The following is a 15,483-nucleotide window of genomic DNA, read 5'->3' as shown; positions in this document are numbered from 1 at the left end:
TTTATAGGAATAGTACAAATTTTGGGCCAAGTGCTTAAATAATAAAGCCATCTCTATGATAGAGATGGCTTTATTTATAGATGTATTTGGTTTGAAATTAATCGCTGAGAGTTGCTTTATGACTAAGTTTGTATTGACCCTTGTCATTGATGCTTAGGAGTTTTACAGTCAGCATATCTCCTTGTTTAACAAAATCACTTATATTTTCTATACGTTGCTTAGAAAACTCAGAAATATGGCATAGTCCTTCTTTTCCTGGGAGGATTTCAACAAAAGCGCCGAAAGGAACTACGGAAGTCACACGGCCTTCATAGACTTTCCCTACTTCTACTTCACCGACTAGGCCTTCAATAATTGATTTTGCTTTTTCTATAGCTGATGGGGATGGTGCCGAAATGCTGACAACTCCCGAATCATTGATGTCAATTTGTACTCCAGTTTCGTCAATAATTTGGCGAATTTGTTTTCCCCCTGGTCCAATAACAGTAGCAATTTTACTCAGTTTGATTTGCATAGTTTCAATTCGGGGGGCGTACTGAGATAAATCTGTTTTAGGAGCTGCTAGAGCTTCTTTCATGGTGTTCAGAATGTTTTGACGCCCTTCTTTAGCTTGAGCTAAAGCTGATGCCAAAATAGCAAAGGTAACTCCCTCTACTTTAATATCCATTTGAAATGCAGTAATTCCTTCGGAGTTTCCTGCTACCTTAAAGTCCATATCTCCAAGATGATCTTCTATTCCTGAAATATCAGAGAGAATGACTGCACGATCTTGATCTAGGATTAATCCCATAGCTATACCAGCTATAGGTGTTTTAATAGGGACTCCAGCATCCATTAAAGCTAAACACCCACCACACACTGAAGCCATTGAGGAAGAGCCGTTGGATTCAGTTATATTGGATTCTATACGAATTGTGTAGGGGAATTCCATAGAATCAGGAAGAGCATGACTCAGAGCTTTTTCAGCTAGCTTACCATGACCAATTTCTCTTCTTCCTGGAGCACCTATTCTTCCTACTTCTCCAACAGAAAAAGGCGGGAAAAAGTATTGTAAATAAAATTTAGATTGCCCTTCACCATTTAAATCTTCATAACGTTGTGCCATGGCTTCGCTACCTAAGGTACACACAGCAACAGTTTGTGTTTCGCCTCGAGTAAATAGACAACTTCCGTGTGTTCTAGGTAGGAAAGCAGTTTCTATAGTAATAGGACGAATTTCTTTTAAACCGCGTCCGTCAGCACGAATCCCTTGTTTAAATATTCTAGAACGTATGTAGTTAGATTTTGCTTTTTTATATGCTGCCTTAATATTAAAGGGTGTATAAATAGCATCATCTTTTTGAAGTTTTTCTATAAGTATTTCCTCTAACTTTTGAGATGCTGCCTCAAATGCCTTTTTTTCTTTTATTGTTAAGAGTTCAGCAAATTGTTCTTCTGTTAGGAGAGTGTTTACGGAAGACAATACTTCTTCTGGTAAGGGAATGATATGACGAGTGTTTTTCTCTTTTCCTATCTGTTTTTGCCATTGCTGTAATGCACGACAGATCGTCACAATGTGTTTATGGCCATATTCTATAGCTTCAAGAATTTCTTCTTCGGAAAGAAAATCACAGTGACCTTCAATCATTAAAATAGCATTTTCTGTCCCAGATAGAACAAGGTCTATAGTAGATATGTCCATTTCGGCTTTTGTTGGATTAACAATCCAAGTATTATTTACTCGACCAATGCGGACGCCAGCTACAATGCTTGTTTGAGGAATGTCAGAAATAGCTAAAGCTGCAGAAACCCCACAAATTGCTAGGGGATCTGGTGGATTGACCCCATCATAAGACCATACATAGGATAAAATTTGCACATCTTGCATTAACCTATTGGGCAAAGAGGGGCGCATAGAACGATCTATCAGTCGAGAAACTAGAATTTCTTTTTCCGTTGGTCGTCCTTCACGCTTGATAAATCCTCCCAAAGTCTTTCCTACAGCAGAAAAGCGTTCTTGATAGTCTACGCGAAAAGGTAAAAAATCCACGACTTCTTCTAAAGCAGCAGCGCAAACAGATGAAAAAACCCAAGTTTCTTGTGTGCGGGCAAGAACAGCCCCATTAGCTTGTCTAGCAACTTTCCCTGTTTCAAATACTAATGTTTTACCTTCCTCAAGATTAATAGAAATTGTTTCAAATGTCATGAAGGTTCCCTTTACTTAGGTCATTTATCAGGAGAATAAACAAAACTACTTTCTTAGATTTAATCTAGTAATTAGATTTTTATATCTTTCTGTATCTGTAGAATTAAGATATTCTAAGAGCTTTCTCCTTTGCCCCACAAGTTTAAGTAGCGCTAGTCGAGAATTTTGGTCTTTAGGAGATCTTTTCAAATGCTCTTTGAGTTCTGCAATGTGTTCAGTTAGTATAGCAATTTGTACATCTGCTGAACCGGTATCTTTTTCGTGAAGTTGAAATTTTTTTGTAATCTCTTCTTTAATTCCCTTATCCAAAGACATGGGATGTCTCCTTAAAATAATTGCCGCAAAAGCTAATTATACTTGAGGAGATTGTTAATGTACACCTTATTGGTATAGTCAACCGATTTTTTTTAAATTAGGAGGGAAGAGATTCTGTGTTTTTATTTTGATCATAAACATGTTTAAAAAGTAGTATCAGGATGTTTTTTAGACATCAGTGATGTTTTAAATCTAATTTAAATTATATTGAAAATTATTGTTGTATAGCAAGTGGATCTAGAAAAAGATATATATTTTATGAATCAAGCCTTAAAGGAAGCTCAGAAGGCGTATGAACGGGATGAAGTTCCTGTAGGATGTGTTATTGTTCATAAAAATAAGATTATTGCACGAGGGCATAATACTGTTGAAAGTCTTCAAGACCCTACAGCACATGCAGAGATTTTATGTATAGGTGCTGCTGCACAATATCTGGGGAATTGGCGATTATTGGATACTGTGCTTTATTGTACTCTTGAACCATGTTTGATGTGTGCTGGGGCTATCCAGTTGTCAAGAATTTCTAGAATTGTTTGGGGGGCTCCTGACATACGTTTAGGTGCTGGGGGGAGTTGGATAAATGTTTTTAATCAACGTCACCCATTTCATGAGGTAATCTGCAATTCTGGAGTTTGTTATGAAGAATCGGAACAATTAATGAAACAATTTTTCAAAAATAAACGTGATGCGAAAAATGAAAAAAAAGATTTTTGAATTATTGGATCAACTCTACGAAGATCAGAAATGTCGTTTGCAACGTGTAGGAGAATCTATCCTTCCTAATGTAACTTCTGATGATCTTTTACAACCCATGGATTTTTCTATGTTGGAAGAAAATCCTATTTTTCGTTTTGAAGAGGGGGTTCTCTCAGGAGTGGGCGAAGCCAGAGCAGCAATTTTTGCTCTGTTTTCTGAGGAGACTAGAAGGTGCGAATTCGATAAGGATTAGGAATTTTTTCTTTAAAACAGAATAAAATTCCTAGAAACATTGAGAAAATCGATCCAAAAAGTAGAGGGAAAGCTCCTGATAGAATCAGGATGAAGAAGTAGAAGATACTTAAAACAACGAATGCCCATTTTCTTGATAAGGTAACCGGCAAAGTAGGAAGTGCTAATCGTTTTTCTGGATCGAGAAATACCCAGATTAGCAATAGGAAACTGATTAGACATTCAGGTCCGAATAGGGCATGTGAACTATGGAAAAGTTTTAAAAGTATCCAAGTGGTAATTCCTGTGAGAAGAGTTTGTCCCACTAAGAGAAATAAAAAGGTTGTAGATCCTAATTTCCGAATAATGTGTTGAGTTGCCTTGTATAAGAAAATAAAGCAGAGAACATTTCTTATGAGTAAGCGCTGTGTAATCTCCATGCATCTATCATTATAAATTCTTAATGAATCAGAGGTAATTAGGGGGTAGGTAATTAATTGCCAAAATTTATGTTGTCGGATTCCTTCAGTTGATAGAGCTAGGGTTTCAAGAATACTTGGTATACCAAATATTTTTTTTAATACATAAGAAACAAATGGCGATACACACGAAGTTATCAAAATAAATGAGGGAAGTTGCTTAAGCACACGAGTAAGTAGTGGGCTTTTATCCTGTTTATCGGGAAAGATAACCCTCATAGAGGTTGGACCTGATTCTTGTCTTGTTAACCATATCTTATATTAGATCATAGATTGTTTTAGTAGAAGTTATTATCTAATCATCAGTTGAAGATGTTGTTAGGTTTGCTTTAATAGTATATTCTACTAACGAACTTAAGATAGCTGAGGTAGCTTGTAGCAATTTCATAGATATTGTTGTAGTTGCGTTTACTGATTTCTGGTTAGCTTGTGCCCTTTGTTGTGCTGTAGCAAGTTCTTGTTGAATTAGCTGACGGTTTGCAGAAATTTGTTGGTTAGATGCCTGGTAAGATTGAATTTCTGTTTGGTTTTTATACTCGGGTGAATCGGATTTAGAATTGTCAGTCTCTACTAAATCAGGCACTTTTAGTAGGGGAAGGTTGATTAGTTCTTTAGTTTTCTTTTGCTGTGTTAACGTATTATCTTGTAGTACGGCCATAATAGCTTGGGCGAATGCTGTTGTTGATGTAGATAACTGCAGCATTACAGAGATACAGAAATAGATGGCTGAAGGTTTATTGATTTGAATGTTGTCGGATACTACTTTAGTAGATTCAGGGATGACAGTTTCGACATTATTACTTACGGATAGTACGGAGGTACTCATTTTAGTTATTCCTTAATTATTTTTAGATGTTTGCGATAAGGCTGACAATTTGTGAGAATGTCTGAATTAATGCCTGGCCAACTTGTAATGATTGTTGGATAATGTTGTTGTTTGTGTTTAAGTTACTTGAGATAACTTGCGATGCATTTGACAACCCTGAGATTTGGTTTTGTAATGCCTGTCTGGATGCTCCTACGGCTTGGTTTGTGGATTGAACGTCTTGTATGTAAGCAGATGAGTTGTCATTAAGTTTATTTTTAGGGATGGTGACGTATTGGTATAGTGCTTCTTGGTTATTCAGAAATGTTTGAGCTGATGCATTGGCCTGTAGTTCTTGAGCAATAATCGTTAGGTTATCTTGAGCTATTAGTACGGATTGGTAAACATAGTACACAGTGATAATCAAGGGATTAGAATCTTTTGAGAATTTTTCGATAATCTCATCTGCAGTTGCTGTATTTATTCCTCCTGTAGCTCCTGAATCAGGGACACTGATAGTTGCTTTGGGAAGGTTTTGTAGTTCTAGTGAGTGGAGCCACATAATTTTCTACCTATTTTCTTTGATTATCTTTAAATTGTTTCCCAACTTGTTTATGAAAGAGGTTTATTCATTTCGTTAACGGTGCTTCCAATGGCGTTTGTTGTTTTTAGGAATGAAGAATCTTGAGAAGCTAATTGTTGGATAATATTTATGTTCGTAGATGCGTGTGACAAGATAATTTGTCCGTTTTGCCTTGCGGTTACTAATTCATCTTGGATGTTTGATCGTTGTGCGGAGTAGTTTTGGTTTTGGTTTTGTACACGGGTAATTTCGTCTTCTTGTGCTCCTGCACTTACTACAGCAAACTTAATTTGATTAGTTTCTTGGTTTAATTGTTGTTGAATATTAGTATTATCATTTAATTGTTCTGATTGAGTCAGAACTGTTTGTTGACGAATTTCGATTGCTTGTAAAAGAAGCTCATAAATGCTAAAAAGCAAAGCACCAACAGGAGGGGTGTTTAATGGGGTTAATGCCGGAAGAGAGGACGCTGTTGTTTCAGACGTTGTTACTGAGACTGTGTTTGTAGCTTGTACTGTCATAATAATAAAAAAATTAGTTTTGTTTAGTTTTATTTTATCAATAAATATGAAGTTTTTTAATTAAAATAATTAAACAAGATTTTGAGGTTATTTAATAAGTTGTTTGTTGTTAGCGATAAATAGAATTAATAAAATTATGAGAAATTAAAAAAGCTAAGATCTCTAAATTTAAAATTTCTAAAGAAAATACGGGGTTTGTTCTTTTGCCTTTGGATGAAAAAAGTTGCTTTTTGAGTGGTGAGGAGAAAGAAGTGTCTGAAAACGAGTTTGATGACAACATAGAAGCTTTTCGAAAAGATGTGAAGGCCTATGTATTGGTAACGTGTGGGCATGTGTCTTCGGATGGCAAGATGAAGGTAGAGATGACCTATGAAGGAGATCCTGCTTTAATTAGCTATTTATTAACCAAAGCTCAAGATTCTTTAGAAGAGTCATAGAGGAGAAGTCCTGTATTGGATTTGAGGCCATGCACATTTTTAATAAACATCTGTATTATAAGATTTATCGGAGATTAACACAGGATTCTGTAGTTGTTAAATGCAGGTCTTTTTCATTAGAGTGGGTGTTTCTATCATCCATTGTTTTACTTTTTGGAGGTCTTGCTTGTGCCTCTCTAATTGACTTAGCGCTAGTCTGTTTCTTGATGTTGTTTTCTACTTTAGCATTAATAGCTTCCTTATGTGGTCGTTTTTTGGGGTATGGGATAATTTCGTGTTTATTTTTTCCTATATATTATTATAACTATTTTTCCATCTGTCCTTCTGTGTTATGGTCTTTAGGATTAGCATGTTCATTTGTATTATCATGGGGGATTTTTTCTTTAGGTATTTCTTTAGTTATTGATGAGCGTATGGATAGACAGCAACAATATGATCGTCTTTCTGAGGAACATGCTGGGATACGTTCTTCTTATGATAAGGCAGTGCATGATAAGGCTGTAGCATGTGAGTTTTTAGAAAAACGTGCTCAGTCTTTAGAATCTGACTTAGAAAAGTGTCGAGCTTTGTTACAAGAATCTTGTAAAAAACAAGAACATATGGCTTTAGATTTTCAAATACTTTCTGATCAAAAGAATAGTTGGTTAGAAGACTATGCGCTGTTACATAACGAATATGTTCGTCTTGTTGCAGGTGATGAGACTACCTCAGTATTTTCATGGGTATCTAAGAAAGAAATGTCTGTAGATTTCCAACAGCAAGGAGAAGTTGCTCAGACATGGACTCGTATTCTGCAAGAGAAGGATATGAAGCTGACGTCTTTGGAAGAATCTCTTGAGAAGGAGAGATCATTACGAGAGAGTTTTGAAAGAGAATGTTTAAGTTTACATTCTCGTGTTCAAGAGGTTGTGGATTTAGAATTACGGCTAGATAAATTGCAGAGCCAATTAAGACAGAAAGATATAGAGTTAGAGCAGCTCCAAGAGAGGATCCATGGTTATGTGACTTCTGAAAAAGTTTCATTCGATTCTCAAGATAAATCTTATAAGATGAAATATTTGCAATTGAGAGAGCAGTTTAGTGCAAAAGCGGAAGCATTGCTAGCTGCTCGTAAAGAGTTATTTTTAGTTCGTGAGAATTACCTTACGCTACAAAAACAAGAGGAAGATTCCTTAAGTTTTATAGACATGAATGATATCAGAATCATTGAAAGACTTTTGGAGTATATTGAAAATTTAGAGGAAGAAATTACTTCTCTAGAAGAGTTAGTATCTCATACCCTGTCTCAGTAATTAGAACAGTATGTTCCCATTGTGCACTGGGTTGGTTATCACAAGTTCTTGCTTCCCAATGGTTTGTTGGATCGATAATTCCTTCTTTTCTTCCAACATTGATCATAGGTTCTATAGTGAAGATCATTCCTGGAACTAAAGGGATGTCGCAACGGTTTTTGTAATGAGGGACGTGAGGGTTTTCATGAAACTCTATTCCTATGCCATGTCCTACAAATTGATCTACTACTGAAAATCCGTAGAGATCAGCACAATTTTCAATGACTTCACCAATTTTACATAGGGGGAGGTTAGGTTTTAGAATGGCAATAGCAGAATTTAGACATTCTAAAGAAGCTTGGCATACACGGCGTTTAATTTCTGAAACTTCTCCGATCATAACCATTTTGCTACAATCTCCGTAATAACCGTCAACGATACAAGAGACATCTATATTCATGATATCGCCATTTTTTAAGGGGATATCATTAGGAATTCCGTGACAAATTACTTCATTAAGAGAAGTACAAATAGTTTTTGTAAACGGAGGGGATCCATAATTTAAAGGAGCGGGAATAGCATGGTATTCTTTGTGTAATTTACGAGATAATTGGTCGAGTTCTTCTGTTGTGACTCCTTCTTTGGCTGATTGACATAATTCATTTAAAATTTTTGCTGTAACTTGGCAAGCGTAGCGAATTTTTTCTATTTGTTCTGGGGTTTTTAAAATAATGTTGTATTGTGAAGCATAATATTTTTTTTGTTGATTCCAAGATGCATGTGCAGACCGCTGAGGATAATGGCAATGTTTCCATTTGTGTTGACTTCCACACCAGCAGGGATCATTTCTTTTCATGTAACTACGCTATTTGATATAAAACCCGATATTAAATGCTATAGATATACCTTTAAGTATAAGGTTTACAGACATTAATAATAAAGTAATACTGAATAGTCTTTCCAATGCGACAAGCCCTGAGCTTCCTAAAACACGGTTAACAAAACTAGAGCTTAGTAGTGTGAATACTGAAAGTGCCCAAGAGATAAACACTGCTCCAAGAATAATTTCTTTAGGGAATAGGTGTTCTTCCATGTAACCTAGCAATGATGTAATTACAGCAGGGCCTGTGGTAACGGGAAAGGCTAGGGGGAAAAAAACGGGTTCGGAAGTATCCTCGGTTTCAGAAGTAGTTTGATCAGTAGGAATAATCGGAGGTGCCAGAGCCATTTTTAATGAAACAGAAAACAGGAGAACTCCACCTATAAATTGAAATGCGTATAAGGAAATATTAAAAAAATGGAAGATTTTTCTTCCGAAAGTAATGAATAACAATAAAGTGACCAATGCAAAGATGCATTCCCTGAGGATAATTCTCTGTTGTTTCCTTACTGAATAATTTTTCAGTAAAGATACAAAAACTGGGATTGATCCAGGAGCATCAAAAAGAACGTAAAATAGTAGACTAAGGTTAATTAAGGTTAGCAGCATAAAGTCTTTTTATAGAAAAGCTTGTTGTAAACCTGAGAGCAATAATTGTGCTCCTATTATTGTTACGAAAAGACCTAAAATAGTTTGCGTTGCTAACAAGACTTTAGTCTTTTCTTGTCTACCTTTTCCCACAATGCCTACTTGTAATAAGATTGTTGCTAGTGATATGAGAAACCAAGAAATTATGAGTATACCACAAACCAAGGAAAAATTGTAATGTTTTCCTACTAGGATGCAAAAAGCTGCTAACCAGGAAGGTCCAATAATTAGGGGGAGGGCTACCGGGGCTACTAAAGGTAGTTCTGGTGAGGGGAGTAATTTTCCCCAACGATTTTCTTTATTTAAGTTTAATACTGAGCGCATACCTGAAAGCATGACTACAGCGCCTCCCACTGTTTGTATGGCGCAGAAAGGAGAACCAAGAACATGAAGGACGCCTGAGGAAGCTCCGTAAAGGGCAAACATGCTAATAAGAGCAAAAATGTTTTCTCGCAATAACAATATAAGACGTTCTTTTCTGGAAAATTGGGAGAGAACTGCATTTAGTACTAAGACATTAGTTAATGTATCAGCGGCTAATAATAGTATGCATGCTTGAGAAAATAAAAAGAAAACGCTGTTCATAGGAAAGCTTTATATATTATAGACTGTTATTTTTCAAGTTAATCAATTAAATTGGAGTAGAAGGTAAACTGAGATAATTTTCATGTTATGGTAGACGAAGCTATTGCAAATAGTATAAAGCTTTATACTAAACCGTTTTCTTCTATTCTTTTGTTCGGTCCTCCTGGATCGGGTAAAGATTTTTTAGGAAATTTCATTGCCCAAGGAGGTACTCAAGTTTATGTTTCTTTAGGGGATATTTTTCGCTGTTACCCTATATGGTCTCCTATTCGCCAGCTTTTTCATAAATATGCAGTTTCTGGAGCATTGATTCCTGATGATGATGTTGTTGCTGTATGGAATTATTATGTTCAAGGATTGATTTCTGTAGGAAAATTTCTTCCGGATCGTCAGGATTTATTGATTAGCGGTTTGCCACGAACATTAGGGCAAGCAAAGCTTTTGGAGTCTTATATTACTGTACGTCATGTAATTATTTTAGAGGTTCACGAGGAATCTACTTTACTTGAGAGAACGCAACATTCTTTGTATAGTAAGGGAAGGATTAATGAAGTAGGTATTGATGTTTTGCAGAAGCGTTTAGAGTCTTATAAGAAGGACATTGATGCACTTATTCGTTATTATCCTCTTCATAAGGTTTCACGCATTAGTGCTGATCAAAAACCAATGGAAGTTCTTCGTGATGTTCTATCGCGACTTGCTCATGTGTTTTCACATCCTGGTAGACCTGTAGATTAGGGTATAGAGTATATAATGAAAATTCTGAACTTTTCTCTGAAAGTTGGGGGTAGCGATAGACGACTGCTTGTACAAGGGTATTTGCTAATTGTTGACTTAAGGGATGTTGGGATCGTGCTAAGAGAGGACGAGTTACTTCCCATTGTAGAAGCTCATCGTTGATAATTTTTGGAGTATCTTTTGTAGCTGTAGTGTAGATATCGAAAGCTTCTTGGGGGTGTTCTTGGCAGAAGTCGATGCTTTTTTGTAGAGCTGTTTGTATGGCGTGTACGATTTTTGGAGATGTCGCTTGAGTATTTTTCTTTCCACAGATGAGTATTTGTGGCCCTGTAGGAAGTCCGTAGGAATCAGATAGAAAGCACCCCACGGGTATGCCTAAAGTGCGAAGCTTCACTCCTTCTATGTTGTAAAAAGCTCCATAAAGAAAATCAATTTTTTTTAACAACATTGGAGAGATTAGATCAGAACTTACGTTCTTGACTTCTGAAGGAACAACGCCTTGTTGGCGTAAGATATTAAGTAAACAAGAAAGATCTCGTGAATTATTTAAACAAAATCCCAAGACTTTATTGTTCAGGTCTTGGATTGTAGAAATATTATCATCCAATCTATAGATAAATCCTTGCAGAGTAGAATTAATCAGTGAAGCTACTATTTGTATAGGTGTTCCTTGCATGGCTAACTTTATTGTTCCTAAAGCATGATATGGGGCTAAATCTACTTTTTCGAACAATATGTGAGGGATCACAGAACCTGTGTCTGTATTTTTTTGAATTTTTAATTCTATATTCTGTTCTTGAAAGAATCCTTTAGTTACTCCTACGTATAGAGGAATATGGTTAGGATTAGGAGTCCAATCTAGAAGCAGAGTGATTGGAGTAAGATGTTTTTTAGTGGTTTCAAGAGAAGGAGAAGTGTTGGATTTTCCTAAGAGGAAAAGAAAAATAATAAGGCAAGAAATAGCGAGTTTTAGTTTAGTGATTTTAAATCTTTTTGTTTTTTTGATTCTAAATAATGCGAATAGAAGCTTTTCACTAAGAACTACTAATTGGAATAGAGTAAAGGTAACAATTGTTAGTGCAAACAAACCAGAGAACATCATTTCCATGTCATAGTTTCTTCTACTTTCTAGAATAAGAATTCCTAGTCCGGATTGTGATGCAACCCACTCTCCTGCTATAGCGGCAAATCCTGCAGATCCTACTGCAATTTTTAATCCTGAGAAGATGTGTGGGAGAGCATGGGGTAGAAGTAATTTAATAAAAATTTGTTTTTTTGTTGCTTGGTTCAAAATGAATAGTTCAAGCAGTTCTTTAGGTGGGGATGATATTCCTTGATAAATAGCAATTGTAAGGGGAAAAAACACAGTAAGTGCCGTGGGAATAATAACAGCGCTAATTCCCCATTCGAACCAGAGGACAATGAGGGGTGCTAGGGTAAACATCGGAGTGCATTGTACAAAGATAAATATTGGGTGAAGAAAATCTTTAGCTGGTTTGTATGTTAGCATAATCATGGCTAGAATCAGAGAGAGAAAAAACGCTAAAAAGAATCCTCCTAAAATACCTTGTAAAGTATACCAAGAAGAAGACCAGATAATGGGAAGGGAGTGAGAAAAGTTCACAAATATTTTTGATGGTGGGGGGCAGAGAAAAGAAAATGAACTGCTATTCTTAGCAATAGCTTCCCAAATGAAAAGAAGCAATGTTATGGACAAAGAATAGCATAAAATTTTTTTTTCATTTTTTGAAACGTAGAATAAGTATCAGAAGATTATAGGGGAAGTTTGTATATGCGGCAAGAAAAGGATAGTCTAGGGATAGTTCAGATTCCTGAGGATAAATTATACGGATCTCAAACAACACGTTCCCAAATGTATTTTTCTTGGGCTCCTGAGGTGATGCCTCGTGAGGTGATTCAAGCTTTAGTTTTGATTAAAAAATGTGCAGCAAGAGCAAATAGTGATTTGGGTTTTTTAGAACCTAAATATTGTGACATGATTGTTTCTGCTGCTGATGAAATTTTAGGGGGAGATTTTGAGGAACATTTTCCTTTAAAAGTTTGGCAAACAGGTAGTGGGACTCAATCTAACATGAATGTTAATGAAGTGATTGCGAATTTAGCTATTCAACGACATGGAGGGATTTTAGGGAGTAAAACACCGATTCATCCCAATGATCATGTTAATAAGTCGCAATCTTCTAATGATGTGTTTCCTACAGCTATGCACATTGCTGCTGTAATAAGTATAAAAAAGAAATTAATCCCTGCAATGGAGTACTTACAAGGAGCTCTAGATACCAAGAAAAATGAGTTTCGTAATTGTATTAAGATTGGAAGGACCCATTTGATGGATGCTGTTCCCATGACATTGGGACAGGAATTTTCTGGATATAGTAATCAAATACGCGAGTGTCTAGAACGTATGGCATTTGCTTTAACTCATATGTATGAGCTAGCCATAGGGGGAACCGCTGTTGGGACAGGATTGAATGTCCCTGATGGTTTTGTAGAGAAGGTCATCCATTATTTGCGTAAAGAAACAGGAGAGCCTTTTGTATGTGCGTCGAATTATTTTTCTGCATTATCAAATCATGATATTTTAGTGCATGCACATGGTGTTTTAGCTACTTTAGCTTGTGCGTTAACAAAAATTGCTACGGACCTGAGTTTTTTAGGTTCGGGTCCTCGTTGTGGCTTAGGTGAATTATGGTTTCCTCAGAATGAACCTGGTTCTTCTATTATGCCAGGGAAAGTGAATCCTACTCAATGTGAGGCATTGCAAATGGTATGTGCTCAAGTAATTGGCAATAATCAAGCGGTGATTATGGCGGGAAGTAGAGGAAATTTTGAATTAAATGTGATGAAACCTGTCATTATTTATAACTTTTTACAATCTGTAGATATTCTTTCTGGGAGTATGCGCGCTTTTGTTGATTATTTTGTTTCTGGATTGCGTGTAAACGAACATCGTTTAAAAGAATTTTTAAACAGTTCTCTTATGCTTATTACAGCGTTAACTCCAGTTTTAGGTTACGATAAATGTTCGAAAATTGCCCTACATGCTTTTCATAAGAATTTAAGCTTAAGAGAAGCATGCATTCAGATGGGTATGTTGTCAGGAGAAGAATTTGATCGTCTTGTAGTCCCCGAAGCTATGGTAGGTAATCATTAGTTAGACGATTTTCTCTCTAAGTTAATTAATGCTTGGGCAAATAGGAGAGAACTTTTGATATTAGAGAAAATATGATCAGTACCGATAAGTTCATCCAAATGATACCGTTTCAGATCGTTAAGAGGTGTTTTTTTAACTCCTGCGAGAAGTAGCAATGTTCCTTGACGATCACATTCTAAGAAGAATTCTTCTAAGGCATGCATGGCTGAGGCATCAATAGTGGGAACACGACTCATACATAGGATGAAGATCTTGGGAGGTGTTTCAATTTCATTTAGTAGATTTTTTAGTCGATCAGCAATTCCAAAGAAAAAAGGGCCGTTGATTTCATATATTTCTGTATGAGCGGGAATTTCTGATTTTGTGAATAGATCATCATCTTTAGGGGAATTGTCATCATCGAAATACTTTGCTGTGGATATTACATCTGAAAGATCGCTCATTTGTTTCATGAATAGAAATGCTGCGAGCATCATACCTACTTGTACAGCTGAAGTAATGGTTGTCATCACTGTCAGAATAAATACCGTGAGTAGGACAATTACATCTTTTTTAGGTGCTGTAAACAAATGAATGAAATGATGAATTTCACTCATATTCCAGGCAATAAGGATAAGAACAGCAGCTAGACAAGTAAGGGGGATTTTGACTGTTAGGGGAGCTAGCATAAGAAGAATTATGCAAATAAATACGGAGTGGATGAGTCCTGCAATAGGCGTTGTTGCTCCTGACTTGATACTTGCTGCTGTTCTTGATAGTGAGCCAGTTACTGGCATGCCTGCAAATAATGAAGTTCCGATGTTTGCGATACCTTGAGCTACAAGTTGACAGTTAGATTGGTGTCGCCATCCTGTCATTCCATCTGCGACTACTGCTGCTAGTAAAGTCTCTATGCCTGAAAGAACAGCAATAGTCAGTGCTTCGGGCATGATTTGTAGAATTTTTGTTATACTCAGGTGGGGAAATGAAGGGAGCGGGATTTTCTGAGGTAGTGCCCCGTACCGACTTTCGATAGTGGGGATGTCAATTTTAAGCAGCCAGACTAGAGTAGATGCTACGATAATAGCGATCATTACTCCGGGGTAACGTGGTTTATAATTACGAAAATAGATCATGATGAGCAAAGTAAATAATCCCACAGCGAAGGCTTTACTATCCCATGTCCATAAATGATCCCAATAAGCTATCCATTTTGCAATAAAATCTGTGGGGATACTGTCACCCATTTGTAATCCGAGAAAATCACGAATTTGAGAAGAAAAAATAATGACAGCTAACCCGGTAGTTAATCCAGTAACTACAGGGTAAGGCATATATTTAATGAAGGTTCCTAATCCTGCGAGGCCGAAGGCAACAAGGAAAATTCCTCCCATTAGGGTAATTGTGAAGAGTCCTTCAGCACCGTATTTAGTAGCAATGCAATAGAGTATAGAGATAAAGGCACTTGTAGGACCAGAGATGAGTACTCGGCTTCCTCCCAATGCTGATGCAATAAAACCTCCAATAATAGATGCTAATAATCCTTGAATTGGAGAAACGCCAACACCGATTGCGATAGCAATGGCAAAGGGAAATGCTAAAATTCCTACAGTAAGCCCTGCAAAGAAGTCTTTTTTGAATATGTTTAGGGTATAACCTTCCTTAAGGCAGGTGTAGAGTTTGGGGACAAGATGCTTAAATGATAAGGCGACTTTCACTAGACTCCTAAAGTGGATCCAAAATTCTAGGATCTCATTATGTTCTGTTCTATAGTATCTTTGTCAAATAGTTCGTTATCTACTCATAAAAGTTTATGAGCGGGGATGAGGTGTAGACGAACTATTTAATGATATTAAAAGTAAATTTTTGATTTAACGATAGAAAGAGTTTTTTTAATTCACAGCATTTTTCTTACTTTACCTAACTTACAAATAGGAGTACATTAATTCGTGGAA

At 36.4% G+C, this 15,483-nt stretch carries 17 protein-coding genes; 6 read left to right on the top strand and 11 right to left on the bottom strand.

From position 1 onward, the window contains the following. Positions 1-97: 97 nt before the first annotated feature. Complete coding sequence (gene pnp / locus RT28_RS02585; protein WP_020356441.1) at positions 98-2,185, bottom strand: polyribonucleotide nucleotidyltransferase; 2,088 nt, start codon at positions 2,183-2,185, stop codon at positions 98-100. Positions 2,186-2,230: 45 nt separating this feature from the next. Further along, entirely contained in the window at positions 2,231-2,500 is a 270-nt protein-coding gene (rpsO, locus tag RT28_RS02580; RefSeq protein ID WP_020356439.1) for a 30S ribosomal protein S15, read from the bottom strand. Positions 2,501-2,731: 231 nt separating this feature from the next. Between rpsO and tadA the strand changes: the two genes are divergently transcribed. Then, positions 2,732-3,214 carry a tRNA adenosine(34) deaminase TadA gene (gene tadA, locus RT28_RS02575; protein ID WP_020356438.1) on the top strand — a complete coding sequence of 161 codons (483 nt, stop codon included), beginning with the start codon at positions 2,732-2,734 and terminating at the stop codon, positions 3,212-3,214. Next, the gene (locus tag RT28_RS02570) at positions 3,195-3,449 is read left to right on the top strand and encodes a hypothetical protein (protein WP_038500710.1); all 255 of its coding nucleotides are present in this window, start codon (positions 3,195-3,197) and stop codon (positions 3,447-3,449) included. The genes tadA and RT28_RS02570 overlap by 20 nt, the downstream gene beginning before the upstream one ends. Here the strand turns inward: RT28_RS02570 and RT28_RS02565 are convergent. The 4 genes from RT28_RS02565 to RT28_RS02550 all read right to left on the bottom strand — a co-directional run bounded on the left by RT28_RS02565 (position 3,421) and on the right by RT28_RS02550 (position 5,815). Continuing rightward, positions 3,421-4,125, bottom strand: coding sequence for a hypothetical protein (locus tag RT28_RS02565; RefSeq protein WP_038500707.1), 705 nt, complete (start codon positions 4,123-4,125; stop codon positions 3,421-3,423). The two genes, RT28_RS02570 and RT28_RS02565, sit on opposite strands and share 29 nt — an antisense overlap. 76 nt (positions 4,126-4,201) lie before the next feature. Continuing rightward, complete coding sequence (locus RT28_RS02560; RefSeq protein ID WP_020356435.1) at positions 4,202-4,732, bottom strand: CT847 family type III secretion system effector protein; 531 nt, start codon at positions 4,730-4,732, stop codon at positions 4,202-4,204. 22 nt (positions 4,733-4,754) lie between these two features. After that, positions 4,755-5,273, bottom strand: coding sequence for a DUF720 domain-containing protein (locus RT28_RS02555; RefSeq protein WP_038500704.1), 519 nt, complete (start codon positions 5,271-5,273; stop codon positions 4,755-4,757). Positions 5,274-5,323: 50 nt separating this feature from the next. Then, positions 5,324-5,815 (bottom strand): DUF720 domain-containing protein, encoded by a 492-nt coding sequence (locus RT28_RS02550; RefSeq protein ID WP_020356433.1) that lies wholly within the window; start codon positions 5,813-5,815, stop codon positions 5,324-5,326. Positions 5,816-6,066: 251 nt separating this feature from the next. Here RT28_RS02550 and RT28_RS02545 point away from each other — a divergent pair, with 251 nt between their 5' ends. Together RT28_RS02545 and RT28_RS02540 are read left to right on the top strand one after the other, a co-directional pair. Continuing rightward, positions 6,067-6,252 (top strand): hypothetical protein, encoded by a 186-nt coding sequence (locus RT28_RS02545; RefSeq protein WP_038501300.1) that lies wholly within the window; start codon positions 6,067-6,069, stop codon positions 6,250-6,252. A gap of 140 nt (positions 6,253-6,392) precedes the next feature. After that, positions 6,393-7,544, top strand: coding sequence for a coiled-coil domain-containing protein (locus RT28_RS02540; RefSeq protein ID WP_174362035.1), 1,152 nt, complete (start codon positions 6,393-6,395; stop codon positions 7,542-7,544). Here RT28_RS02540 and RT28_RS02535 read toward each other — a convergent pair. From RT28_RS02535 to RT28_RS02525, 3 genes are read right to left on the bottom strand one after another with little or no spacing between them, the layout of a single operon-like run. Beyond that, entirely contained in the window at positions 7,501-8,379 is an 879-nt protein-coding gene (locus RT28_RS02535; protein ID WP_020356429.1) for a methionyl aminopeptidase, read from the bottom strand. The two genes, RT28_RS02540 and RT28_RS02535, sit on opposite strands and share 44 nt — an antisense overlap. A 9-nt stretch (positions 8,380-8,388) precedes the next feature. Continuing rightward, on the bottom strand, positions 8,389-9,012 hold the full coding sequence (locus RT28_RS02530) for a MarC family protein (RefSeq protein WP_020356428.1): 624 nt from the start codon (positions 9,010-9,012) through the stop codon (positions 8,389-8,391). Between the two features lie 9 nt (positions 9,013-9,021). Continuing rightward, the gene (locus tag RT28_RS02525; protein WP_020356427.1) at positions 9,022-9,636 is read right to left on the bottom strand and encodes a MarC family protein; all 615 of its coding nucleotides are present in this window, start codon (positions 9,634-9,636) and stop codon (positions 9,022-9,024) included. A gap of 87 nt (positions 9,637-9,723) precedes the next feature. Here RT28_RS02525 and RT28_RS02520 point away from each other — a divergent pair, with 87 nt between their 5' ends. Further along, on the top strand, positions 9,724-10,374 hold the full coding sequence (locus tag RT28_RS02520; protein WP_035392720.1) for a nucleoside monophosphate kinase: 651 nt from the start codon (positions 9,724-9,726) through the stop codon (positions 10,372-10,374). On the opposite strand, the gene RT28_RS02515 is transcribed toward RT28_RS02520, so the two are convergent. Continuing rightward, positions 10,283-12,091 (bottom strand): ABC transporter substrate-binding protein, encoded by a 1,809-nt coding sequence (locus RT28_RS02515; RefSeq protein ID WP_420866307.1) that lies wholly within the window; start codon positions 12,089-12,091, stop codon positions 10,283-10,285. The two genes, RT28_RS02520 and RT28_RS02515, sit on opposite strands and share 92 nt — an antisense overlap. A gap of 75 nt (positions 12,092-12,166) precedes the next feature. Between RT28_RS02515 and fumC the strand changes: the two genes are divergently transcribed. Then, on the top strand, positions 12,167-13,549 hold the full coding sequence (fumC, locus tag RT28_RS02510; protein WP_020356425.1) for a class II fumarate hydratase: 1,383 nt from the start codon (positions 12,167-12,169) through the stop codon (positions 13,547-13,549). Here the strand turns inward: fumC and RT28_RS02505 are convergent. After that, positions 13,546-15,246 carry an SLC26/SulP family anion transporter gene (locus RT28_RS02505; protein WP_020356424.1) on the bottom strand — a complete coding sequence of 567 codons (1,701 nt, stop codon included), beginning with the start codon at positions 15,244-15,246 and terminating at the stop codon, positions 13,546-13,548. The genes fumC and RT28_RS02505 overlap by 4 nt on opposite strands. Positions 15,247-15,483 lie beyond the last annotated feature (237 nt).

This window comes from Chlamydia avium 10DC88 (assembly GCF_000583875.1).
Lineage (GTDB): Bacteria > Chlamydiota > Chlamydiia > Chlamydiales > Chlamydiaceae > Chlamydia > Chlamydia avium.
The sequence above is the reverse complement of the archived record's forward strand: the minus strand, read 5'-3'. Positions and strand labels throughout refer to the sequence as shown.